This is a genomic window from Cobetia sp. 4B, from assembly GCF_018831605.1.
Classification (GTDB): Bacteria; Pseudomonadota; Gammaproteobacteria; order Pseudomonadales; family Halomonadaceae; genus Cobetia; species Cobetia amphilecti.
This window is the reverse complement of sequence record NZ_CP059843.1, coordinates 3,842,609-3,867,715: the sequence shown is the minus strand read 5'-3', so window position 1 is coordinate 3,867,715 and position 25,107 is coordinate 3,842,609. Positions and strand designations below refer to the sequence as shown.

Sequence of the window (25,107 nt, the reverse complement as noted above, 5' to 3'; positions counted from 1 at the left end):
GGCGTCGAGCGCGGCGCTTGGCCGGTCGATGTGTCTTGTGCGCATGATGCACTGACGCCCGATCCGGGCCAAGCCGGATCGGGCGTCAGAAGTCCCCTCAGGAACGGGACTGGCTTCCATGAGGGGCTGTCAGGCGCGTGAGCGTGTCGTCAGAGGATGTAGCGCGACAGGTCTTCATCACGCGCCAGATCACCCAGACGGGCATCGACGTAGGCGGCATCGACCTTGAGTTCGCCGGGCTGATCGCCACCCTCGTAGGAGATCTCCTCCAGCAGACGCTCCATCACGGTGTGCAGACGACGGGCGCCGATGTTCTCGGTGCCTTCGTTGACCTGATAGGCAATCTGCGCGATGCGCTCGATGGCGTCATCCGCGAAGCTCAGCTCGACACCTTCGGTCGCCAGCAATGCCTTGTACTGACGGATCAGGGCGGCGGACGGCTCGGTCAGGATGCGCTTGAAGTCTTCCGGCGTCAGGGCGTTGAGCTCGACACGGATCGGTAGACGGCCCTGCAGCTCCGGAATCATGTCCGACGGCTTGGAGAGGTGGAAGGCACCGGAGGCGATGAACAGGATGTGGTCGGTCTTGACCATGCCGTGCTTGGTGGACACGGTGGAGCCTTCGATCAGCGGCAGCAGATCGCGCTGCACGCCTTCACGGGACACATCGCCGCCACTGCCGGATTCGCCACGCTTGGCGACTTTGTCGATCTCGTCGAGGAAGACGATGCCGTTCTGTTCGACGGCCTCGATGGCACGGCTCTTGAGGTCTTCATCGCTGACCATTCTGGCCGCTTCTTCCTCGTGAACCAGCTTGAGCGCTTCCTTGACGGTGATGCGACGGCTCTCTTTCTGCTGCTTGCCCATGTTGGAGAACATGGACTGCAGCTGACTGGTCATCTCTTCCATCCCCGGCGGGGTGGCGAAATCGAGACTTTGGCTGGCCGGGCTCAGTTCGATGTCGATTTCCTTGTCATCCAGCTGGCCTTCGCGCAGCTTCTTGCGGAACATCTGGCGCGTGCTGCTGTTGTTGGCGGCAGCGTCGTATTCTTCGCCACGCACACGCGGCAGCAGGGCGTCGAGGATGCGTTCTTCGGCGGCATCTTCGGCCTTGTCGCGCACTTCCTTCATGGCGTCTTCGCGCACCAGCTTCATCGCGACCTCGACCAGGTCGCGGATGATGGATTCCACGTCACGGCCGACATAGCCGACCTCGGTGAACTTGGTCGCCTCGATCTTGAGGAAGGGCGCGCCGGCCAGCTTGGCCAGACGACGGGCGATCTCGGTCTTGCCGACACCGGTCGGGCCGATCATCAGGATGTTCTTCGGCGTGACTTCCGGGCGCAGATCGTCATCGAGCTGCATGCGGCGCCAGCGGTTGCGCATGGCAACCGCCACGGCGCGCTTGGCTTCAGGCTGGCCGACGATGTGCTGATCGAGGGCGTTGACGATTTCCTTCGGGGTCATCTGGGACATCTCAGGATAGCTCCTCGATGATGGCATTGTGGTTGGTGAAGACGCAGATATCGGCCGCGATGGAGATGGACTTCTCGGTGATCTCGCGGGCGGAAAGCTCGGTATTCTCGATCAGGGCGCGGGCAGCGGCCTCGGCGTAGTTGCCGCCGGAGCCGATGGCCAGCACGCCGTGCTCGGGCTCGACCACGTCACCGTTGCCGGTGATGATCAAGGAGGCGTGCTTGTCGGCGACCACCAGCATGGCCTCAAGCTTGCGCAGGGCGCGGTCTGAGCGCCACTCCTTGGCAAGCTCCACGGCGGACTTCACCAACTGGCCCTGATACTTCTCGAGCTGCGCTTCGAAGCGTTCGAACAGCGTGAAGGCATCGGCGGTACCACCGGCGAAACCGGCCAGTACCTGATTGCGATACAGACGACGCACCTTGGCGGCGTTGCCTTTCATGACAGTGTTGCCAAGGGATACCTGGCCGTCACCAGCCAGGGCGACCTGGCCGTTGCGACGCACGGAGACGATCGTGGTCATGGATAACTCCTGAGAGAGCATGCCGGCGATTGGAATAAGGTGAACGGGGCCGGGCATGGCATTTCTGGGCAGACGAGGCCGTGGCCTCGTCGCGTAAAACGGGTGGTGATCGTCAGCCTGGCGCTTGCCACTGCTTGCCGCGATCCTGCACCGCCTGGCGGGCGGCGCGCGGGCCTGATATCTCACCGGAATGCTGTAGATGGGGGCGCCGATACGGGTTTCAAGTCATCGGCGACTCAGCGTTGACTGCGATCGGCCCTGGTCTGCGCCCTCATGCAACGGGCCCGCTCAATAAATGAGCGGGCCCGTCTGTCGCAAGGCTCACGCCTGGCTTACTGCAGCTTGATCAACAGGGGCTCGATGCCCTGGGTGTTCATCAGGTCCTGGGCGCGATTGAGCTCGCGGGTGTCCTTGTAGGGACCGACCTGCACCCGGTGCCAGACGGTACCGCCAGAGGCATTGACGTCACTGACCTTGGCCAGCAGGCCAAGGTCCTTGAGCTTGCCGGCCAGCTTCTTGGCATCGCTCATCTCGCGGAAGGACGCGGCCTGCAACATGTAGTTGGTCAGCGAGGCCTCGGACTTCTTGGTGCTCTCGGCGCTGCCCGGGCGCGGCGTGGACTTGTACTCATCCACCTTGGGTGCGATCACCTCGGTTTCCGGCAGCAGGGTGTAGAACTCGAAGGTCGGCATGTTGCCGGCGGACTCTTCGGGGGCTTCCTTCTGCTGCTGGTTGCCCTGCTTGGCGGCCTGCTGCCCGTTCTGCTGTCCGTTCTGCTGCGTGTTGGCCTTGGGCACGATGGCCGCGACCGGCAGACGCGGGGCCTGTTTCTCGAAGTACTGCGCGAGAGCGAAGCCGGCGATCAGACCGATGATGCCCCACAGCCAGCCGGGCAGACCACGACTCTGGCTGGCAGCGGGTTGCCGACGGGGGCTCGCCCCCTGGCGGGAGGCGGGCTTCTTGTTGGCGGGGCGGCGAGCAGCCATGGCTTACATCTCCTCGGGAGCGCTGACACCCAGCAGGGCCAGGCCGTTGCGGATGACCTGAGCGGTCGCCAGACCCAGCGCCATGCGCGCATTGCGGGTCGCGTCGTCCTCGACCATCACCTTCACCGCGTTGTAGCAGGTATGGAAGTCGGAGGAGAGGTCCTGCAGGTACTGGGCGACCTGCTGCGGCTCGCGCACCTTGGCGGCGTGGGCGACGACGTCCGGGAACTGCGCCATGCGATTCATCACGGCCTTTTCCTGGTCGCTGGTCAGCAGGGTGAGCTGCGCCATGGCCAGGGCTTCGTCGAAGGGCTTCTCTTCGCGGCTGGCCTTGCGCAGCACGCTGTGCACGCGGGCGTGAGCGTACTGGATGTAGTAGACCGGGTTGTCATTGGACTGGGAGCGCGCCAGGTCGATGTCGAAGGTCAGCTGGGAGTCGGCGCGACGTGCGGCCAGGAAGTAGCGGGTCGCGTCGCGGCCGACTTCCTCGATCAGGTCGCGCAGGGTCACGTAGCTGCCAGCACGCTTGGAGAGCTTCACTTCCTCGCCGGAGCGCATCACGGTGACCATCTGGTGCAGCACGTAGTCCGGCCAGCCCTTGGGAATGTCCGCCTGCAGAGCCTGCAGACCGGCACGCACGCGGGTCACGGTGGAGTGGTGATCGGCACCCTGCTCGTTGATGACCTGGGTGAAGCCACGCTGCCACTTGTCGAGGTGGTAGGCGACGTCGGGCAGGAAGTAGGTGTAACCGCCGTCACGCTTGCGCATCACGCGGTCCTTGTCATCACCGAAGTCGGTGGTGCGCAGCCACAGGGCGCCATCGTCTTCATAGGTGTAGCCGTTGTCGACCAGGCGCTTGACGGTCTCCTCGACCTTGCCGTCGCTGTAGAGCGAGGACTCGAGGAAGTAGACATCGAATTCGACGCCGAAGGCCTTGAGATCGAGATCCTGCTCATTGCGCAGGTAGGCGACGGCGAATACGCGGATGGCCTCCAGGTCATCGGGGTCCGCGGCGCCGGTCACCTGCTTGCCATCGGCTTCGACGGTGTCGCCGGCCATGTAGGAGGCGGCCAGTTCGCTGATGTAGTCACCGCGATAGCCATCGGCCGGCCAGCTGGCATCGTCCGGGCCCAGGCCCTTGGCGCGCGCCTGGGCGGAGAGCGCCAGATTGTTGATCTGGGCGCCGGCGTCGTTGTAGTAGAACTCGCGGGTGACGTCGTGGCCGGTGGCGGCCAGCAGGCGGCACAGCACGTCGCCGACCGCGGCACCGCGGCCGTGACCGACATGCAGCGGGCCGGTCGGGTTGGCGGAGACGAACTCGACCTGCACCTTCTCACCAGCACCCACGTCGCTGTGACCGAAGCTGTCGCTTTCGCTGAAGACGCGACGCACGATATCGGCTACCGCACCGGTATCAGCGAAGAAGTTCAGGAAGCCGGGGCCGGCGATCTCGACCTTGGAGACGGCATCGGAGGCCGGCAGCGCCGCGATCAGCTTCTCGGCCAGATCGCGCGGCTTCATGCCGGCGGCCTTGGACGTCATCATCGCCAGATTGCTGGCGTAGTCGCCGTGGCTCTTGTCCTTGGTCGGGTCGACCTTGATCTGCGGGCTGGCGTCGGCGGGCAGGGTGCCGTCGGCCTTGAGGGTTTCCAGGGCCTGGCCCAGCAGTTCGATGATCGTCTCTTTCATGGAATATCGGTCTCTTCACGGCTCGGGTCGCACCGCGTGCCATACAGCAGGCGGTTGCAGGCATCAGGCCTGCGGGCAATGGGGGAGTGCGGATGTCGCTGCACGATGGCGGGCATTATCACCGATCCTGCGGCTTGCATAAACCGTCGTGATCAATCGCGCCGCATTCCGCGCCCTGCAGGGATAGTGGTCAGTTCATCGCAAGTGGCGTGAAGGGCTGTCACACCGCTTGCGTATCACTCAGGCCATGCCGATGGGATCGACATCCAGCGACCAGCGCAGGCGGCGCGCGTCGCGGTCCTGCTCGCAGAGCGTCACCAGCCAGGCCGCCGCTTCATGCAATGGGCCGCGTTTCGCACAGCGCAACAGCAATTGGGCGTGATAGCGATTCTGGCGACGCTCCATCGGTGCGGGCACCGGGCCGAGGCAATCCACCTTGAGATTGGCAGCCTCGAGGTGCTGGCGCAGGGCGCCACCGACCTTCAACAGCCACTGCTCGACCTGCTGCTGGTCAGTGGCCTCGGCGCGCAGCAGCGCCAGATGGCTGAACGGCGGCAGCTGGGCGATGCGGCGCTCCTCGAGCAATTCCCCCGCCAGCTGCGGGTAGCCAGCCTGAATCAGCGTCAGCAGGTTGGGGTCTTCCGGGTGGCGGGTCTGGATCAATACTTCACCGGGGCGCTCGGCGCGTCCGGCACGCCCCGCGACCTGCACCAGCAGCTGCGCGGACTGCTCAAGCGCCCGGAAGTCGGCGGCATAGAGGCCGCTGTCGGCGTTGACCACCACCACCAGGGTGACGTGGGGAAAGTGGTGGCCCTTGGCCAGCATCTGGGTGCCGACCAGCAGGCAGGGCTCGCCGCGCCGGATCACCGCCAGCGCCTCGCTCATGGCGTCCTTGCGCTGGGTGCTGTCGCGGTCGATGCGCAGCACCGGCACGTCGGGGAATTTCTCGCCGAGCAGCTCTTCGGTGCGCTCGGTGCCCGCGCCCTGCGGGCGAACATCCCCGCTGCCACAGGCCGGACAGGCATCCGGCAGGGGGCGGGTGCGCTCGCAGTGGTGGCAGGTCAGCTGGGGCGGATGGCGATGCAGGGTCATGCGCGCATCGCAGTTGTCGCATTCGGCGATCCAGCCGCAGGCATGGCAGGTCAGGGTCGGCGCGAAGCCGCGTCGATTGATGAATACCAGCACCTGATCGCCCTGGGCGAGGCGCTTCTCGATCGCCTCCAGACTCTGGGTCGAGAGACCGCCCAGCGTCATGCGGCCTCGCAGGTCGACGGGGTGCAGTCGGGCCGGCTGGCTGCGTCCGGCGCGCTGATGCAGGTGCAGATGCGTGAAGCGCCCCTCGCGAGCATGGCGCAGGCTTTCCAGAGACGGCGTGGCGCTGCCGAGCACCACGGGTATGCCTTCCTGCTTGCCGCGCACCAGCGCCAGATCGCGGGCGTGATAGCGCAGGCCGTCCTGTTGCTTGAAGGAGCCGTCGTGCTCCTCGTCGACGATGATCACGCCGAGTCTGGCCATCGGCGTGAAGATGGCGGAGCGGGTGCCGATCACGATGCGCGCACGGCCGCTGCGGGCGGCTTCGAAGCCATCGAGGCGTTCACCATCGCTGACGCCGGAGTGCAGCATCACCTGCGGCACGCGGAAGCGTCTGCGGAAGCGCTCCAGCGTCTGGGGGGTCAGGCCGATCTCGGGCACCAGCACCAGTGCCTGGCCGCCGCGGTCCAGTACCGCCTCGATCAATTGCAGGTAGACCTCGGTCTTGCCGGAACCGGTCACGCCCTCCAGCAGCGTGGGCGAGAAGCGGCTCAGGCCTTCATGCAGACGCGAGAGGGCGCGACCCTGCTCATCATTGAGGGCCAGGCCGGGTTCGGCGAGCACGCCCTTGTTGGCCTGCTCCGGCGTGGCGCCGGTCACCGGCTCCTCACGTGACTCGATATAGCCGCGGCCGCGCAGGGTCTCTAGCTGCTGGCGGGTGAAGCCCTGGGCAGTGATGGCGCTGTGCACCAGGCCATGACGATGCTGAGCGAGCAGCTCCAGCAACGCGATCTGGCGGGTGGCTCGCCCCAGGCTTGCCGGCTCGGTGGCGCGGCCCTTGTCGGTCAGCGTCCAGCGCTCACGGGTACGCGCCTCCAGGGCGCGCCCCTGACGCAGCAGCGAGGGCATCGCCTGGGCGAAGGTGTCGCCGAGTGAGTGCTGGTAATAGCGCGCGGTAAACTGACATATCCACAACCAGTCGGCCGGCAGCGGTTCGTCATCGATGACTTCGCTGACAGGCTTTAGCTTGTCGATGGGGAAACTTGAGTCGCTGCGCAGCTCGGCGATCACCCCGACCAGCTGGCGACGCCCGAATTCGACGCGCACGCGCAGGCCCACCTGCCAGCCGTGGCGGGGCGGTTGGCGGGATGGCAGGTAGTCGAACAGATCGCGCAGCGGGCCGGGAATCGCGATGCCCAGCACACGTCCCGGCAGGTGAGTCGCAGTCTTGTCGGTAGTGTCAGGCACGCAAGGTATCCGGATATGAGGTGATATGAGGCGTTCAGGAAAATGGGGATATGCCGTGGCACGCAGTCTACAGAGTGTTGCCCGCAATAAACGGCACAAAGTTTGGTCTTGCGGCAGATGACTGGTAAAATGCGCGGCCTTCCGTCGGAAACGGCGGAATGACCGGTTCAATCCAAAACCCGTGTACGGTGCCTGGCAAGTGATCAGGTGGCGGTGCACAGCGACCTGAGGTTACACATCATGAAACAGGGTATCCATCCGGACTACCAGCGCCAGACCGCAACTTGCTCCTGCGGCGCGCAGCACGAAATCGGTACCACTTCCAAGCAGACTTTCGCGCTTGACGTGTGCTCCGAGTGCCACCCGTTCTACACCGGCAAGCAGAAGCAGGCTACCACCGGTGGTCGCGTCGAGCGCTTCAACAAGCGTTTCGGTGCTGCCATCAAGCGCTGATACCTTCAGCTGCTTGTCGCTTTCATGGCGCTGCGCATCTTGCAGCGTCATGGACGAAAAACCCGCTCACGAGCGGGTTTTTTTGTGCCTGTCATTCAGGCCACTCTGAAAAGAGCCGCGACCACGCCAGCCGGTCCGGGATGTCCTTGCCGTAATGCCCTTGCGAAGATCTCACCCCTGCGCTGCGCTTGCTGAAAGGAAAGATTGTTTCCGATTTGGCACTTTTTCTGCTCTGCCTCTGCATCAAGTGCGCCGGAATGGCGGGTTGCGTCAGCGAACGGCCGAAAATCGAGGATCTTGCGCGAATCGTGGCGTCATCTCGGGCCGAAATCGGCGTGAAAGCCGGTCAGCGATAAGGAAAGGTTTATGGCTGGGCAGGGCATCCATAACGTTAGACGAATGGCTAAAATATTATTTAAACGAACGTTTTAAAGTCATGCATAACAGCAAGTTGCGTCGGTTGTTCAGAGGTGTCTTTTTCTATATTCTGGAGCAGCCAACCCCCCGCCAAAATACCGGATGACACGCATGTCTGATGCCATGAAGAAAGCAGCACTGCAATATCACGCCGAACCGATTCCCGGGAAGCTCTCCATCGAGCTGACCAAGCCGACCGAGACCGCCAAGCACCTGGCGCTGGCCTACAGCCCGGGCGTTGCCGAACCGTGCCGCGAAATCGCCGCCGACCCGGAAAATGCCTACCTGTACACCGGCAAGGGCAATCTGGTCGCGGTCATCTCTGACGGGACTGCCATCCTTGGCCTGGGCAACCTGGGGCCGCTGGCTTCCAAGCCGGTCATGGAAGGCAAGGGCGTGCTGTTCAAGCGCTTCGCTGGCATCAACTCCGTCGATGTCGAAGTGGATGCGGAAAGCCCGCAGGCCTTCATCGATACCGTGCGTCGCATCCACACCACCTACGGTGGCATCAACCTGGAAGACATCAAGGCACCGGAGTGCTTCGAAGTCGAACAGGCACTGATCGAACAGTGCAACATCCCGGTCTTCCATGACGACCAGCACGGTACCGCCATCGTCACCGCGGCCGGCATGCTCAACGCCCTGGATATCGCCGGCAAGAAGCTGGAAGACGCGCGTATCGTCTGCCTGGGCGCCGGCGCTGCCGCCATCGCCTGCATGAAGCTGCTGGTGGCCAGTGGTGCCAAGGTCGAGAACATCTTCATGCTCGACCGCAAGGGCGTGATCCACAGTGGCCGTGACGACCTGAACCAGTACAAGGCGATGTTCGCCACCGAGACCGAGCTGCGCACGCTGGACGACGCCATCGATGGCGCCGACGTCTTCGTCGGTCTGTCCGGCCCGAATCTGCTCAAGGCCGAGCAGCTCAAGAAGATGTCCGCCAATCCGATCGTCTTCGCCTGCTCCAACCCGGATCCGGAGATTCATCCGGATACCGCTCGCGAAGCACGCCCGGACGTCATCATGGCGACAGGTCGCTCCGACTACCCGAACCAGGTCAACAACGTGCTGGGCTTCCCGTTCATCTTCCGTGGCGCGCTGGATGTGCGTGCGACGCGCATCAATGAAGAGATGAAGCTGGCCGCCGTTCACGCCCTGAAAGACCTGGCGCGTGAGCCGGTCAGCCAAGATGTGCTGGATGCCTACGAGATCGACAGCCTCGAATTCGGTCCGGGTTACATCATCCCGACGCCGATGGACTCGCGTCTGCTCGAGCGTCTGCCGGCAGCCGTGGCTCAGGCGGCCATCGATTCCGGTGTCGCACGCAAGCCGTACCCGGCGCACTACCCGCTGACCAGCACGGATCAGGTCTACGGTTAAGCGTCAGCGGTCGAATGGCCGGTTGGCGGCGTCGCTGAAGCGACGCAAGACATGAAAAAGCCCTCGTCGGAGATTCCGGCGAGGGCTTTTTGTTGGTGGCTGCTTTCAGCCTTGAGCCTTGAGCCATGAACCGCGAGCCATGAGCCACCAGCGACTGGCACCTGGGCAGGCAGGCGTCAGGCCTGTGCTCAGAAGCTGTAGAGGATGGAGGCCGCCGTGGTGGTGTCGGTCTTGGCATCCGACTCGTCGGGCGGGTTGGTGTTGTTCTCGATCTCATGCGAGAGCTTGAGAGCGAGGCTTGCATTGATGGCGACCGTCAGCGCGGTATAGCTGCGACTGATCACGTTCTCGCGCGTGGCCTCCGCCGAGAACTGCTGCTCGAACTTGGAGGTGTCGGACAGCTGCCAGCGGTAATCCATCGCGCCATAGCCCAGCAGGTAGTTCTCGTGATCCCCCGCCGTGATGTCATCGAAGCGATAGCCCGGCCCGGCCTCGAGGGAGAGGTTGTGCTCGGGGCCATCCAGTATCGTGATGCCCTCGCCGACGATGGAGGTGACCTGGTGGTTGTAGCCGGAGAAGCGCTCCTTCTCCCAGCGCAGCAGCCCGAAGGCGTAGTGGTCATCGCTGAGGTCATAGCGCTCGCGCTGGCCGACCAAATACTTGTCGGTCGTGGTCTCGCCACTGCTGGAGACATGCTTGGCCTCTACACGGAAGGTGTGGGTCCAGGGCTTCAGGTGCCAGGACAGGCTGGTCTTGCCCAGCAGGGTCTCGCTGTTCGAGTTGCCCGACAGCTTGGTGAAGCCCAGCTCGGCCTGGCCGCTGAAGGGCTCAGAGTCCTCGCTGGCGGGTGGCGGTGCATAGAAGAGGTCGTCTGCGACAGCCGTGTCGAGGGGAAGCAGGGCCAGGCACAGAAACGCGGTCCTGCGCAGTGTGGGCAATGGGTGAAGCATGCGAACTCCGGCATGTTTGAGGCATGACATCATCATCGGGAATATGGCTTGCGAGATGACGCTTGCTGAGCGAGGCGGCCTGGTGCGTCATCCGGACGCTACCAGTGGATCGCGATACGGGGGAGCCTTGCGAATGCTCAGATGGCAGAAGAGCGACCAGCGGCCGCTCTTCCTTGGGCTCTCCCCCTGCCGATGAAGCTGGCAGGCGAGGTCTGGAGATCAGATCAGAAGATGGCCTCGAAAGTTCCGGTACCTTCCGAACCGCTTTCCTGCTCCAGCTCCTTGCGGATGGTGCGTTCCTGGTAGGGCGGCAGATTATCCTTGCGGAACAGCTCACTGATGCCGCCGGACTGACCGCTGCGCAGGCGTTTGCCAGAGTCCGGGTCGATAGTCGCCGTCACGATGTTGTCCGGACGCTCCATGGTGGAGGACGGCATGCCCTTGAGGGCGCCGCGCATGTAGTCGACCCAGATGGGCAGAGCGGCCTGGGCGCCATACTCGGCCAGGGTGTCGTTGGAGTCCTTGCCGACCCAGACCGTGGCCACCAGCTTGCTGTTGAAGCCGGAGAACCAGGCATCACGCTGGTCGTTGGTGGTGCCGGTCTTGCCGGCCAGGTCATCACGACCCAGCGCCAGGGCGCCACGGCCAGTACCGCGCTTGATGACATCCTGCATCATGTCACGGATCAGATACATGGCTTCGGGGGAGGCGACACGCTCGGCCAGCGGGTACTGGCGACCGTCACGATTGACGGTGACCATGCCCGGCGCACAGTTGGCGCAGGCAACCGGCGGATGCGCTTCATAGTCGGTCTCGTCATCGCCACGCGTGATGGTATCGATGTACCAGGGCTCGACACGGAAGCCGCCATTGGAGAGCACGGCATAGCCGCGTGCCATCTCCAGCGGGGTCAGCGAGGCGCTGCCCAGGGCCAGTGACAGGCCATTGGGCAGCTCGTCACGCTGGAAGCCCAGCTTGACCAGGAAGTCGAGAGTCTTGTCGAGGCCGACCGTCTGCAGCAGGCGCACGGAGACCAGGTTCAGCGAGCGATACAGGCCAACGCGGATGCGGGTCGGGCCGGTGAACTTGCCGCCGGCATTCTCCGGACGCCACACCTTGCCGCCGTCCTGAAGCACGACAGGGGCGTTGTTGATGATGGTCGCCGGTGACATGCCGGCCTGTTCGAGCCCGGACAGATAGACGAACGGCTTGAAGATCGAGCCTGCCTGACGGCGTGCCTGGATGGCGCGGTTGAACTTGCTGGCGGAATAGCTGAAGCCACCTTGCAGGGCGAGGATGGCGCCACTTTCCGGGTCCAGCGAGACGATGGCGGATTGCGCGTCCGGCAGCTGGCCCAGACGGTAGCCGTCGTCCTGCTTGATCACGCGTACCAGATCACCGGCCTTGGCGATCTCGGCGGCCGAACCCGGCACGCCACCACGCCATTTGGCGCTCTTGTACTCGCGTGCCCACTTCAGGCCGTCCCAGTCGAGGGTCACGACCGTGGCGTCGGCCAGCAGTGCCTTCATCTGCTTGCCGGTGCTTTCCACCACGATGGCGGCCTTCAGCGGGCCGTAATCCGGGGTGCGATCGAGCACTTTCAGCCAGTTCGAGACATCACGGTCGATGCCGGCGATGCGCTTCTCGCTCTTCTGGGCCGCCTGCTTGGCGGTTTCCAGCACTTCCGGTGACTTGGAGAGTTCTTCCTCGAGGCCGGCCTGATCGGTCTGGTCCTGAGCTTCCGCCAGGGAGGCGGCGATGTCGGATTCCTCGACCCCGCGCCAACCGTGGCGGGTGTCGTAGGCAATCAGTCCCTTGATCAGCGCATCACGTGCCATTGGCTGCAGCGAGCTGTCCAGCGTCGTGGTGATGCGGACGTTGTCGGTGTAGGCCTTGTCGCCGAAACGGTCGACGGCGAAGCTGCGCGCCATTTCCGCGACGTAGGGTGCCTGCACTTCCGGTCTGGAATAGTGGCGTGCCGCGGTGATCGGTGCCTTGACGGCTTCGTCATAGGCCTGCGGCTCGATGTAACCCAGCTCCTTCATGCGCAGCAGGATCCAGTTGCGACGGATCAGTGCGCGCTGCGGGTTGGTCAGCGGGTTGAAGCTCGACGGCGCCTTGGGTAGGCCGGCCAGCATGGCCTGCTCGGCCAGGGTCAGTTCATCCAGGGACTTGTCGTAGTAGGTGCGCGCAGCGGCGGCGATCCCGTAGGCGCGATGGCCCAGGAAGATCTTGTTGACGTAGAGCTCCATGATCTCCTGCTTGGAGAGGATCTCTTCCATCTGCAGCGACAGCAGAATCTCGCGAATCTTGCGCGTGAAGGTCTGGTCCAGCGTCAGCAGATAGTTGCGCGCCACCTGCATGGTGATGGTGCTGCCACCGGACTGGATGCTGCCGCTGGAGGCCAGCTGCAAGGCCGCGCGCGCCAGCCCCTTGGGGTCGATACCCGGGTGGGAGAAGAAGTTGCTGTCCTCGGCGGCGAGGAGAGCGTCGACGAAGGTCTCGGGGATCTCGTCGTAGGTGACCGGGATGCGGCGCTGGTCACCGTATTCGCCGATCAGCTTGCCATCGCGGGTATAGATGCGCAGCGGCGTCTGCAGCTTGGTATCCTGAAGCTGATGGACGTCGGGTAGGCCCGGCGAGAAGTACAGCGAAGCGCCAACGATGGCCAGAAGTCCCGCGGCACATAGTGATAGCAGCAGCCAGAACACTGGCGAAAATAGTCGTCTCAATAGCTTCATGGGCAAGACAGGGTCCGTGGGTAAGAAAAGCGAGTGGCTGCGCGGGGATTGGCAATTCCATTGCTGGGGCATTATAAGTAGCGGGTTCAGATGCGGCCAGCGTTGAACCCTGACTTGCGCGTCTGTTGTGTTATTCTGGGAAACATAATGTAACATCCTGGAATGATAGAGGGTGTCGCGGCAACGTCGTCAGGGAACCGGCGGCCAGCCAGTCTGGCAAGATCGTCATCAGAGCAGGGGAACGCCAATTGCTGGGACTCAAATCCGCCGGCAAGGGACTCATCGGGGTCGATATCACGTCGGCCACGGTGAAGCTCCTGGAGCTGTCCAGGCAAGGAAATCGATACCAGATCGATAGCTATGCGGTGCGTCCACTCAAGGAAGGCGCAGTCGTCGAGCGACGTATACGGGACATGGACGAAGTCGTGCTGGCCATCAAGCGCGCGGTCGAGCAGGCACAGCCGCGCTCGAAACGTGCCGTGGTCGCGGTTCCCGCGAGCGCTGCCATCACCAAGACACTGAGCTTCCCGGCCAATCTCGCCGATGACGAGATCGAGCAGCGCATCGCGCTCGAGTCCGAGAAGCACTTCCCCTTTCCGCTGAACGATGTCGCGTTCGACTTCCAGCATCTGGGCGTCAATCCGCGCAATCCCGATCAGCAGGACCTGCTGCTGGTGGCGTGTCGCAGCCTGGACGTCGATCAGCTGACCTCGGCACTGTCCCAGGCCGGCCTCGAGCCGGCTGCCGTCGATGTCGAGACCTTCTCCCTCGAGCGCGCCTTCGGCGAGCTGCGTCATCAGTTGCCGCCGACCTACGACAACGAAGAGTGCGTTGCCGTCGTCGATATCGGCGCGACGATGACCGCCTTCCACGTCATCCAGAATGGCCGCATCGTCTACAGTCGCGACGCCGTCTTCGGGGGGCGTCAGCTGACGGACGAGATCATGAATCGCTTCGATCTCTCCAATGATGAGGCGGGCCTGGCCAAGAAGCGTGGCGGTCTGCCGGATACCTATGACAGCGAAGTGCTGGGTCCGTTCCGCGAGACGCTCATCCAGCAGATCGCACGCTCACTGCAGCTCTATTACACCGCCGGCAAGCGCCGCGAGGTGCAGCGTATCCTACTCGGGGGCGGTACGGCCGCCATCGTCGGGCTGCGTGAAGGCCTGGCGGAACACACCGGGCTTGAAGTGATCATGGCCAACCCCTTCACTCACATGAGCGTCAATCCGCGCGTCGACATCCAGGCGCTGGCGGGCGATGCCCCGGCGATGCTCACGGCCTGCGGTCTTGCGATGAGGAAGCGCTCATGACCATCGAGATCAATCTGCTTTCCTGGCGTGAAGACCGGCGTGAGAAGCGCAGCAAGCGCTTCATGGGCATACTGGCGCTGGCGGCTGTCATCGGTATCGGTGGCGGCTATGGCATGAGCGAGTATTACCAGAGCCAGCTCGAGGCGCAGCAGCAGCGGCATGCCTTCATCGAGAAGGAAATGGCCCGCCTCAATCGTGACATCAAGGAAGTCGAGGACATCGAGGCGCGCCGCACCCAGATGCTCGACCAGATAGAGCTGATCCGCAGTCTGCAGTTCTCGCGTCCGGAAACGGTACGGGTCTTCAATCAGCTGGTGACGTCTCTGGTGGACGGCGCCTGGTATCAGAGCATCAGTCGCAGCGGGCGCCAGCTCAAGGCGAATGGCACGGCGGAAAGCACGCGTCAGGTCTCGGGCCTGATGCGCGCCATTGCCCTGTCGGATTCCTTCGGCACCCCGACGCTCTCCGACGTGCAGAGCAATGACGACGATCAGCGCAGCTTCAATATCATGATTCCGGAGCGCCCGACGGGGTCGGCGCTGAGCGCTGCCGATGCGGAAAATGACAAGAAAGGAGGTCGGCGATGAGTTTCATCGATGCTGAAATCCGCCGCCTCAAGTCGACGGATTTTCGTGATCTTGACCTGAAGGAAGCCGGCATCTGGCCGGTCACGCTGCAGGCCGTGCTCGCGCTCATCGTGCTGGGCGCCCTGTTCTGGGCGTCCCATTGGTTTCTTGCCGCGCCCAAGGCGGAAGACCTCGAGCATCTGCGTGCCCAGGAAAGTCAGCTGCTCCAGCAGTTCGAGAGCAAGGCATTCAAGGCCGCCAACCTGCCGGCCATGCGCGAGCAGATGGTGGAGCTGGAGTCCCGCATGGGGCAGCTGCTGGAAATGCTGCCCACCGACGCGGAAGTCCCGGCGCTGCTGGATGACATCAGCGAGACGGCGATCAACAACCAGCTGGCGGTCGAGTACATTCGTCTGAAGCCGGCGGAGAATCGCAACTTCTACGTCGAACAACCTTTCGATATCAAGGTGCGCGGCGACTATCATCGTATCGCCGCCTTCATTTCCGGTGTCGCGGGGCTTTCACGCATCGTGACGCTGCATGATTTCGTGCTGACGCCGGTCGCCAACAGCGATGATCTCGAGCTTTCGCTGCTGGCCAAGACCTACAATTATCGCCAGACCCCGGCAACGTCAGGAGGCAAGCAATGAGCCTGATGATACGTCGAAACACCGTGATGGGAAGTGCGTTGCTGGTCACTCTGCTGGCGGGTTGTGGAGATCCGCAGCTGGGCGCGCTGGAAGGGGAGCTCGAGTCCTTGAGGGGGCGTCCTTCCGGCAAGGTGCAGGAGTTGCCGCCGCAACCCGAGTATCATCCCGTCACCTATGACATGGCGGATGCGCGCAGTCCTTTCCAGTCACGCCTGCCGGAGCCCGAAGAGGAGCTGACGGCCGTCGACAACGGTGTGCGACCGGACCTCGATCGCCCTCGTGAACCACTGGAAGCCTGGCCGATGGAGCAGCTCAGCATGGTCGGGACGCTGGATGTCGATGGCGCGCGTTCGGCGTTGATTCTGACGCCTGAGCAGGAAGTGCAGCGTGTGCGGGTCGGCAACCACATGGGCAGCAACTTCGGCAGGATCACCCGTATCGGTGATACGCAGATCGATATGGTGGAAATCGTGCCCAATGGTCAGGGCGGTTGGATAGAGCGGTCTCGCGCCATGGCGCTGAAAGAGCCCGTGTCGCAAGGTGGTTGAGATCACTGGCGTTGGCAGTAGCCATATTGTCACGGAAGACGAACGGTCGACCCGCAAGAGTTGGCGACCGACACCATAACGCTTCGATAAGAATAAGGCGCGATCAGCCCGACGGTTGAACGGAGCCACGGCGAGACAGGGGACTAGGGAACATGACGCGATTGCAACGAATGAGTCTGCTGGGGCTGGCGGCAGTCGGTAGCCTGATGGCGAATGTGGCGATGGCTGCGTCGTCGCTGCAGGACCTCAACTTCACCGCCCTCGGGGGTGACCGTATGGAGCTCAAGCTCGACTTCGTCGGCGGAGTGCCGGAGGTCAAGGGCTACCGTATCGAGACGCCGCCGCGCATCACCATCGACCTCCTGGATACCAGCAGTCAGCTCGACAAGCGTCGCTTCGACCTGGGGCTCAGCGGCGTGGACGAACTGGTGGCGCTGGAGGCCGGCTCGCGCACGCGTCTGGTCATGAAGCTCAACCAGTCCAAGCCGTATGTCACGCGCACCGAGGGCAACAGCCTCTACGTCATCATCGGCGAGCAGGGCGGTGCGCCGGGCGCTCAGCCTGCGGCTGCCTCCCAGGCGAACGCCGCCAACGTGCCGCCTGACAACCGTGCCCTGGAAGTGGCTAGCGAGCCGGCCGTCAGTGGCATCGATTTCCGTCGTGGCACGGACGGTGAAGGTCGCGTCGTGATCAACTTCAACCGCTCCAACGTCGAGTCACGCGTTACCGAGCGCGGGCGCAAGATCTACGTCGACATCAAGGGCGTGAAGCTGCCGCCGGAGATGAATCAGGTGCTGGATGTCGGCGATTTCGCCACGCCGGTGACGCGTATCGATCCGCAGCGTACCCGTGATGGCGTGCGCATGGTGGTGGATGCCAGTGGCTACTACACCCAGCTGGCCACTCAGGCAGGCAACGAGCTGGTGCTCGAGGTCAAGCCGCTGACGCGTGAAGAGCAGGCGGAGCGCATCAAGGACAAGTTCCCCTACACCGGCAAGAAGATCTCGCTCAACTTCCAGAACATCGAAGTGCGCTCCGTGCTGCAGATCATCGCTGACTTCACGGGGCTCAATCTGGTCGCCAGTGACAACGTCACCGGCAACGTGACCCTGAACCTGAAGGAAGTGCCCTGGGATCAGGCGCTGGATCTGGTGCTCAAGTCCAACGGTCTGGCCAGTCGTCGCATGGGCAACGTGCTGATGGTCGCGCCGGCGGAAGAGTTGGCGGCACTGGAGCGCAAGGAGCTCGAGGCGAACCAGCAGGTCAAGGAGCTGGCGCCGATGACCACCGAATACATCCAGGTGCGTTATGCCAAGGCGGCGGACCTGGCGGCGTTGCTGCGCGGTGAAGGCGGTATCGGTCTGCTGTCCGAGCGGGGCCGCGTGATGGTCGATGAGCGCACCAACACCATGCTGATCCAGGACACTCGCGATACGCTCGAGTCCATTCGCGGCACGCTGGAATATCTCGATATCCCGGTGCGTCAGGTGCAGATCGAGGCGCGCATCGTCATCGCGCGTAGCAGCGTGTCCAGCGAGATCGGTGTCAATTGGGGGCTTTCCAACAGCAGCAACGGCAAGTTCGGTCTGGAAGGCGCATCGACCGGTACGACCAGTGATGGCGGCCTGAGTGTCAATCTCGGCGATGACAGTGATCCGGGCAGCACCTTCAGCTTCGGTTACCTGTCCGGCGATATCCTGCTGGACCTGGAGCTCTCGGCGCTGGAAAGCGAAGGCAAGAGCCAGACCATCTCCCAGCCCAAGATCATCACCGCCAACCAGAAGAAGGCCGTCATCAAGCAGGGTCAGGAAATTCCCTACGAGGAGGCGACCTCCAGCGGTGCGACCAACATCGAGTTCAAGGAAGCGGTGCTGGCATTGGAAGTGACGCCGCAGATCACGCCTGACAACCGCATCATCATGGATCTGTTGATCAACAATGACGATGTCTCCGATGACAGCTTCAATGGCGAACCGGCCATCGATACCAATGAAATCGAGACGCAGGTGCTGGTCAATGATGGCGAAACCGTGGTGCTGGGTGGCATTCTGACCTCCGAGCAGATTCGCAGCGTCTTCAAGACGCCCTTCCTCGGGGACCTGCCGGTGATCGGGAATCTGTTCCGCTATACCGAAGAGTCCAACGAGAAGGTAGAATTGCTGGTATTCATTACCCCGAAGATCATCGAGGACGGCCTGGCGGTGCGCTGATGCATGTGATTCCCAACGTATTCCTTGTCGGCCCCATGGGGGCCGGCAAGAGCACTATCGGCCGCCTGCTGGCGGCCGACTTGCATCGTGAATTTTGCGATAGCGACCATGTGATTGAAGACCGCTGCGGAGCCAGCATTCCGTGGATTTTCGACGTCGAGGGCGAGTCCGGCTTTCGTGAACGTGAGCAGGCTGTCATCGATGAGCTGACCTCGCTCAAGGAAGTCGTGATGGCCACCGGTGGTGGCGCCATCATGGCGGAGGCCAATCGGCGCGTACTGCGCGAACGCGGCACTGTCGTGTATCTCTACGCGCCTGTCGAACAGCAGCTCAAGCGAGCCGGCCGTGATCGCAATCGTCCGCTGTTGCAGCAGGATGACCCCGGGCGGGTGCTCAAGCGCCTGTTCGAGTTGCGTGACCCGCTCTACCGCGAGACGGCCGATATCATCGTGCGTACCGATCGGCGCAGTCCTCGGGCGGTCACCAACGAGATCCGTCGCCGCATCAAGGCGCTGGCGGACCCGTTGCACGCCCCTGGCTAGTCTCATCAGCGGCTGGCGGCCCTTGCGGGCGTCAGTCGCTGTCATCTGTTTCGCCCAAGGAGAATTCTGATGTCCCTGGCACCTGCTCATCGTCTTGATGTCGCGCTCGGCGAGCGTAGTTACCCCATTCATATCGGGCCGGGCCTGACCGCACGTGGTGATCTGATTCGTGAGCACCTTGCGGGGCGTCAGGTGATGATCGTCACCAACACCGTGGTGGCACCGCTGTATCTGGACGCACTGAAGGCCTCGTTGGGCGAGGGACTCGATATCCGCGAGGTCATTCTCGACGACGGTGAGCAGACCAAGCACATGGCCAGCATCGGTCTGATCTGGGATGCCCTGCTCGAGGCCGGCTTCAATCGCCGCTGTACCTTGATCGCCCTCGGTGGCGGTGTGATCGGTGACATGACCGGCTTCGCGGCGGCCTGCTATCAGCGGGGCGCGGCCTTCATCCAGGTGCCGACCACGCTGCTGTCGCAGGTGGATTCCTCGGTGGGCGGCAAGACCGGCGTCAACCATCCGCGTGGCAAGAACATGCTGGGCGCCTTCTGGCAGCCGCGTCTGGTGCTGATCGATACCGCAAGCCTCAAGACATTGCCGCAGCGTGAGCTGTCAGCGGGCATGGCCGAGGTCATCAAGTATGGTCTGCTGTGGGATGAAAGCTTCCTGAGCTGGCTGGAAGACAACATGACGGCCTTGATGGCGCTGGACGAGACCCTGCTCGGTGAAGCCATTCGCCGCAGCTGTGCCATCAAGGCGGATGTCGTGGCGCAGGATGAGACCGAGCAGGGCGTGCGTGCGCTGCTCAATCTGGGTCACACCTTCGGGCATGCCATCGAGACGGACCAGGGCTATGGCGTCTGGCTGCACGGCGAAGCCGTCGGCACCGGCATGCTGATGGCGGCCGAGCTTTCGGCGCGCATGGGCTGGCTGTCGAGTGCGGATGTGGAGCGTGTCTCGCACATCATTGCCAAGGCGGGCCTGCCGCTGGCGGCTCCGGAAGGCATGGGCGTCGAGGACTTCCTCAAGCACATGCAGCTGGACAAGAAGAATGTCGATGGCCGTCTGCGCCTGATCCTGCTTGAGCGTATCGGCCGAGCGGTGATTACCGAAGAGGCGCCAGCCGGTGTGCTGGCCGACATGCTGGAGCACTGGCCGCGCAGCTCTCGCTGACATCCCGGCCAGCCATCGGCTGGTTCATGGGCGCTGCACGATCACGCAAGCCGTCACCCTCTGGGTGGCGGCTTTTCTTTTGGCGGCTTTTCTTTTGGCGGCTTTTCTTTTGGCGGGTGACAGCGTGCCGTGACGGAGTCATTGGTGGAGCGTGATTCCTGAATTGGTATGCCGTATGCGTAATCGGTATGGGGTAAATCGTATAAAAACGCTGTTTTTTATTTAACCAATACTAAAGTTGCAAGGCGAAATTCATGAGGCATGTCTACCCGCTAAGCGCTTGAGCCTACAGGGTTTTTTGGTTGGAGGTTCTTCTAACCTTCGGTTTTGTCAGGTTTTTTTGGTCGATGGGCGACCTGTGGAGAATTGCGCAGGCGGGAAGCTGGGGGATATGCTCGAGGGAAATCTGGCGTCGTGTAGCGACACTGATGGCGCCACTATCGGCAGGTATAAAAATAAAGATAACCGATAACTATAACCGGGAAAATGCTTGAAAAAAAGCATCTGGACACATGATTTCTCCGTGAGGCACGCCCCATGAACAAAGGTCTCCACCATCCGGGAGAGTTCCGCGACAACTGCGGCTTCGGTCTGATCGCCCATATGGAAGGGCAGGCGAGCCACGAACTGCTGCAGACCGCCATTGAATCCCTGACCTGCATGACCCACCGTGGCGGGATTGCCGCTGATGGCAAGACCGGCGATGGCTGTGGCCTGCTGCTCAAGATGCCGGACGGCTTCATGCGCCAGATCGCTCGAGAAACCCTCGGGCTGGAACTGGGCGCCCGTTATGCCGTCGGCACGCTTTTCCTGCCTGATGATGATGCGCGTGAACAGTCCGCGCGTGACGCCTTCGAGTCGGCGCTGAGCGCGCGCAATCTCGAGGTGCTAGGCTGGCGCGACATGCCGGTAGATGACAGCGTGTGCGGCCCGATGGCCCGCGACTGCCTGCCGCGCATCCGTCAGGTCTTCGTCGGTGCCGCCGACGAGCGCACCGACATCGCCTTCAATGTCGATCTGTTCATGGCGCGCCGTTATGCCGAGCAGGCGCTGAAGAGTGAAGAGGACTTCTACGTCTGCTCGCTCTCCGGCAAGGTCATCTCCTTCAAGGGTCTGGTGATGCCGGAAGATCTTCCGCGCTTCTACAAGGACCTGGGCGACCCGCGCCTCGAGACCGCGATCTGTGTCTTCCACCAGCGCTTCTCGACCAACACCGCGCCGCGCTGGCCGCTGGCCCAGCCGTTCCGCTTCCTCGCCCACAATGGCGAGATCAACACCATCGAGGCCAACCGCGGCTGGGCCAACGCGCGCAAGGAAAACTTCGTCTCCGAGCAGCTGCCCGAGATCGCCGAGCTGGACGAGATCGTCAACACTGTCGGCTCCGATTCCTCCAGCATGGACAACATGCTGGAAGTCCTGCTGACCGGTGGCATGGATATCTATCGCGCCATCCGCATGATGGTGCCGCCGGCATGGCAGAACGTCGAGCAGATGGACTCCGATCTGCGTGCCTTCTACGAATACAACTCCATGCACATGGAGGCCTGGGACGGCCCGGCGGGCATCGTGCTCACCGACGGTCGCCACGCCGTGTGCATGCTGGACCGCAACGGCCTGCGTCCGGCACGTTGGGTCATCACGCGCAATGGTTTCATCACCCTGGCCTCCGAGATCGGCACCTACGATTACAAGCCGGAAGATGTCGTCGCCAAGGGGCGCGTCGGGCCGGGGCAGGTGCTGGGCGTCGATACCGAGACCGGTGAAGTGCTGCACACCGATCAGGTCAGTGAGCGCCTCAAGGGCGCGCATCCCTACAAGCGCTGGCTGCGTGAGAACGCCAACTATCTCGAGTCTGCACTGACCGAGCTGGCGCGCTTCCAGCCGATGGATGCCGATCAGCTGGACGTCTACCAGAAGATGTTCCAGGTCAGCTTCGAGGAGCGCGATCAGCTGCTGCGCCCGCTGGCCGAGAGCGGTCAGGAGGCGGTCGGCTCGATGGGCGATGACACGCCGATGGCCGTGCTGTCGCGCCAGAACCGCGTGCTGACCGACTACTTCCGCCAGAAGTTCGCCCAGGTCACCAACCCGCCGATCGATCCGCTGCGCGAAGCGATCGTGATGTCGCTGGAGACCTGCTGTGGCGCCGAGCTCAACATCTTCGACGCGACGCCGGAACACGCGCATCGCCTGATCCTGACCACGCCGGTGCTGTCACCGCGCAAGTTCAATGCGCTGGTCAATCACGAAGATCCGGCCTTCACCTCGCAGACGCTCAAGCTGCACTACGATCCGGCGCAGGACTCCCTCAAGCAGGCGCTCAAGGGCCTCTGTCAGCAGGCCGAGGAAGCGGCGCGCAATGGCAAGGTGATCCTGGTACTCAGCGACTGTGGCTTGAAGAAGGGGCAGCTGCCGATCCACGCCGCTCTGGCGACCGGCGCCATCCATCATCACCTCGGTGCACTGGCCCTGCGCCCGCGCGTCAACCTGGTGATCGAGACCGGCTATGCGCGTGACGCGCACCAGATGGCAGTGCTGTTCGGGGTGGGCGCCACGGCGGTCTACCCGTACCTTGCCTATCAGGTGATGGCTGACATGCATCGCACCGGCGAGCTGTCCGGCAACCCGGCTGATGCCCGCGAGAACTATCGCAAGGGCATGCAGAAGGGCCTCTACAAGATCCTGTCCAAGATGGGCATCTCGCACATCGGCTCCTACCGTGGCTCGCAGCTGTTCGAGGCGGTCGGTCTCAACAGTGAAGTCATGGACATGTGCTTCACCGGCATGGCTTCGCGCATCGAAGGCGCCGGTTTCGCAGAGCTGCAGATGCAGCAGGAGCTGCTGGCCCGTGAAGCCTGGCTGCCGCGCAAGCGCATCAAGCAGGGCGGGCTGGTCAAGTACGTGCATGGCGGTGAATACCACGCCTACAACCCGGATGTGGTGGTGAAGCTGCAGCAGGCCGTGCAGCAGGGTGACTACGGCAAGTGGAAGGAATTCGCGCGCCTGGTCAACGAGCGCCCGGTGGCGACCATTCGTGACCTGCTGACCCTCAAGCCGGTCGCCGAGCCGCTGCCGATCGAGGAAGTCGAGTCCGTCGAGTCACTGCTGCCGCGCTTCGACAGCGCCGGCATGTCGCTTGGCGCACTGTCTCCCGAGGCACATGAAGCGCTGGCCCAGGCCATGAACGAGGCCGGTGGGCGCTCCAACTCCGGTGAGGGTGGTGAAGACCCGGCGCGTTACGGCACCGTGCGCTCCTCCAAGATCAAGCAGATCGCCTCCGGTCGCTTCGGTGTCACACCGGCGTACCTGGTCAATGCCGAGGTACTGCAGATCAAGGTCGCCCAGGGCGCCAAGCCCGGTGAGGGCGGTCAGCTGCCGGGCGGCAAGGTCAACGACCTGATCGCACGTCTGCGCTACGCCGTGCCGGGGGTGACATTGATCTCGCCGCCGCCGCACCACGATATCTATTCCATCGAGGATCTGGCGCAGCTGATCTTCGATCTCAAGCAGGTCAATCCGTCGGCGCAGGTCTCGGTCAAGCTGGTCTCCGAGCCGGGGATCGGCACCATCGCCACCGGTGTCGCCAAGGCGTATGCCGACCTGATTACCGTCTCCGGCTATGACGGTGGCACTGCGGCCAGCCCGATCACCTCGATCAAGCACGCCGGTTCCCCGTGGGAACTGGGGCTGCCCGAGGTGCATCAGGCGCTGCGCATCAACCAGCTGCGGCACAAGATCCGTCTGCAGACGGATGGTGGCCTCAAGACCGGCCTGGACGTGGTCAAGGCCGCGATCCTGGGTGCCGAGAGCTTCGGCTTCGGTACCGCGCCGATGGTCGCGCTGGGCTGCAAGTACCTGCGCATCTGCCACCTGAACAACTGTGCCACCGGTGTCGCGACCCAGCACCAGGCGCTGCGTGACGAGCATTTCCGCGGCACCGTCGAGATGGTCAAGCACTACTTCCGCTTCATCGCCGAGGAAGTACGCGAGCTGATGGCACTGCTGGGCGTGCGTCAGATCACCGACCTGATCGGTCGTACCGATCTGCTCGAAGTGCTGGAAGGCGAGACCAACGCGCAGCGTCGTCTCGACCTCACGCCGTTGCTGGGCAATGACTTCGTGCCCAAGGACGCGCCGCAGTTCTGCCAGGTCAGCCGTAACGAGCCGCATGACCCCGGTGCCAAGAACCTCGAGATGCTGGCCGCGATGGAGTCGGCGATCGACAGCCGCAGCGGTGGCGAGTTCAGCTTCCATGTCACCAACTGCGATCGCTCGGTGGGTGCGCGTGTCTCGGGTGAAATCGCCAAGCGCTATGGCGAGGCTGGGCTGGCAGGCTCGCCGCTCAAGGTCAGCCTGACCGGTGTGGCAGGCCAGAGCTTCGGTGTCTGGAACGCGCACGGACTCGAGATGCATCTGGAAGGCGACGCCAACGACTATGTCGGCAAGGGCATGAACGGCGGCAAGCTGACCATCGTGCCGCCGCGTGGTTCGCGCTTCGAGAGCCACAAGACCGCCATCATCGGCAACACCTGCCTGTACGGCGCGACCGGTGGCAGACTGTATGCCGCGGGCACCGCCGGCGAGCGCTTCGGGGTGCGCAACTCCGGTGCGCACGCCGTGATCGAAGGCGCGGGTGACCACTGCTGTGAGTACATGACCGGCGGTCTGGTGTGCGTGCTGGGCGAGACAGGCGTCAACTTCGGTGCGGGCATGACCGGCGGCTTCGCCTACGTGCTGGACGAGAATCGCGACTTCGTCGACAAGTACAACCACGAGCTGGTGGAAATCCACCGCATCAATACCGAAGCCATGGAGGCCTACCGTCGCCATCTGCGCGAAGTCATCGAGGAATATGTGGCCGAGACCGGCTCCGAGCGCGGGCGCGACATCCTGCGTGATTTCCCTGACTTCGTGCGTCACTTCTGGTTGGTCAAGCCGAAGGCGGCAAGCCTCAACGGCTTGCTGGACCAGTCACGGCGTCAGCCGGAGTGA

General features: G+C 63.3%; 17 protein-coding genes. 10 read left to right on the top strand and 7 right to left on the bottom strand.

Going from position 1 to position 25,107, the window contains the following annotated elements; all coding sequences use genetic code 11:
• Positions 1-149 precede the first annotated feature (149 nt).
• The 5 genes from hslU to H2O77_RS15785 all read right to left on the bottom strand — a co-directional run bounded on the left by hslU (position 150) and on the right by H2O77_RS15785 (position 7,172).
• A complete protein-coding gene (gene hslU / locus H2O77_RS15805; protein ID WP_043332972.1) occupies positions 150-1,475 on the bottom strand; it encodes an ATP-dependent protease ATPase subunit HslU in 1,326 nt (441 codons plus the stop codon).
• 1 nt (position 1,476) lies between these two features.
• Positions 1,477-1,998 carry an ATP-dependent protease subunit HslV gene (gene hslV / locus H2O77_RS15800; protein WP_043332970.1) on the bottom strand — a complete coding sequence of 174 codons (522 nt, stop codon included), beginning with the start codon at positions 1,996-1,998 and terminating at the stop codon, positions 1,477-1,479.
• Between the two features lie 332 nt (positions 1,999-2,330).
• Entirely contained in the window at positions 2,331-2,984 is a 654-nt protein-coding gene (locus H2O77_RS15795; RefSeq protein WP_043332968.1) for an SPOR domain-containing protein, read from the bottom strand.
• 3 nt (positions 2,985-2,987) lie between these two features.
• Positions 2,988-4,673, bottom strand: a complete 1,686-nt coding sequence (gene argS / locus H2O77_RS15790; protein ID WP_215823516.1) for an arginine--tRNA ligase — start codon at positions 4,671-4,673, stop codon at positions 2,988-2,990.
• 240 nt (positions 4,674-4,913) lie between these two features.
• Entirely contained in the window at positions 4,914-7,172 is a 2,259-nt protein-coding gene (locus H2O77_RS15785; protein ID WP_240548639.1) for a primosomal protein N', read from the bottom strand.
• Positions 7,173-7,412: 240 nt separating this feature from the next.
• On the opposite strand from H2O77_RS15785, the gene rpmE reads away from it, so the two are divergent.
• Positions 7,413-7,625 (top strand): 50S ribosomal protein L31, encoded by a 213-nt coding sequence (gene rpmE / locus H2O77_RS15780; RefSeq protein ID WP_054556509.1) that lies wholly within the window; start codon positions 7,413-7,415, stop codon positions 7,623-7,625.
• Positions 7,626-8,153: 528 nt separating this feature from the next.
• A complete protein-coding gene (locus H2O77_RS15775; RefSeq protein WP_043333076.1) occupies positions 8,154-9,422 on the top strand; it encodes a malic enzyme-like NAD(P)-binding protein in 1,269 nt (422 codons plus the stop codon).
• Between the two features lie 188 nt (positions 9,423-9,610).
• Here the strand turns inward: H2O77_RS15775 and H2O77_RS15770 are convergent, their stop codons facing one another.
• Together H2O77_RS15770 and H2O77_RS15765 are read right to left on the bottom strand one after the other, a co-directional pair.
• Complete coding sequence (locus H2O77_RS15770) at positions 9,611-10,372, bottom strand: DUF481 domain-containing protein (protein ID WP_043332961.1); 762 nt, start codon at positions 10,370-10,372, stop codon at positions 9,611-9,613.
• Positions 10,373-10,596: 224 nt separating this feature from the next.
• Entirely contained in the window at positions 10,597-13,113 is a 2,517-nt protein-coding gene (locus H2O77_RS15765; RefSeq protein ID WP_215823515.1) for a penicillin-binding protein 1A, read from the bottom strand.
• 248 nt (positions 13,114-13,361) lie between these two features.
• Between H2O77_RS15765 and pilM the strand changes: the two genes are divergently transcribed.
• The 8 genes from pilM (at position 13,362) to gltB (ending at position 25,107) form a co-directional block, all read left to right on the top strand.
• Complete coding sequence (gene pilM / locus H2O77_RS15760) at positions 13,362-14,426, top strand: type IV pilus assembly protein PilM (RefSeq protein ID WP_107335932.1); 1,065 nt, start codon at positions 13,362-13,364, stop codon at positions 14,424-14,426.
• Positions 14,423-15,013 carry a PilN domain-containing protein gene (locus tag H2O77_RS15755; RefSeq protein WP_064503256.1) on the top strand — a complete coding sequence of 197 codons (591 nt, stop codon included), beginning with the start codon at positions 14,423-14,425 and terminating at the stop codon, positions 15,011-15,013. The genes pilM and H2O77_RS15755 overlap by 4 nt, the downstream gene beginning before the upstream one ends.
• Positions 15,010-15,642: a type 4a pilus biogenesis protein PilO gene (locus tag H2O77_RS15750; RefSeq protein WP_215823514.1), complete on the top strand. Its 633-nt coding sequence runs from the start codon at positions 15,010-15,012 to the stop codon at positions 15,640-15,642. The genes H2O77_RS15755 and H2O77_RS15750 overlap by 4 nt, the downstream gene beginning before the upstream one ends.
• Positions 15,639-16,190 (top strand): pilus assembly protein PilP, encoded by a 552-nt coding sequence (locus tag H2O77_RS15745; protein WP_215823513.1) that lies wholly within the window; start codon positions 15,639-15,641, stop codon positions 16,188-16,190. Before H2O77_RS15750 ends, H2O77_RS15745 begins: the two co-directional genes overlap by 4 nt.
• A gap of 152 nt (positions 16,191-16,342) precedes the next feature.
• Complete coding sequence (locus tag H2O77_RS15740) at positions 16,343-18,400, top strand: type IV pilus secretin PilQ family protein (RefSeq protein WP_107335935.1); 2,058 nt, start codon at positions 16,343-16,345, stop codon at positions 18,398-18,400.
• Positions 18,400-18,942, top strand: coding sequence for a shikimate kinase AroK (gene aroK, locus H2O77_RS17995; protein WP_240548638.1), 543 nt, complete (start codon positions 18,400-18,402; stop codon positions 18,940-18,942). Before H2O77_RS15740 ends, aroK begins: the two co-directional genes overlap by 1 nt.
• A gap of 69 nt (positions 18,943-19,011) precedes the next feature.
• On the top strand, positions 19,012-20,118 hold the full coding sequence (aroB, locus tag H2O77_RS17990; RefSeq protein WP_240548637.1) for a 3-dehydroquinate synthase: 1,107 nt from the start codon (positions 19,012-19,014) through the stop codon (positions 20,116-20,118).
• 537 nt (positions 20,119-20,655) lie between these two features.
• Positions 20,656-25,107: a glutamate synthase large subunit gene (gene gltB, locus H2O77_RS15730; RefSeq protein ID WP_215823512.1), complete on the top strand. Its 4,452-nt coding sequence runs from the start codon at positions 20,656-20,658 to the stop codon at positions 25,105-25,107.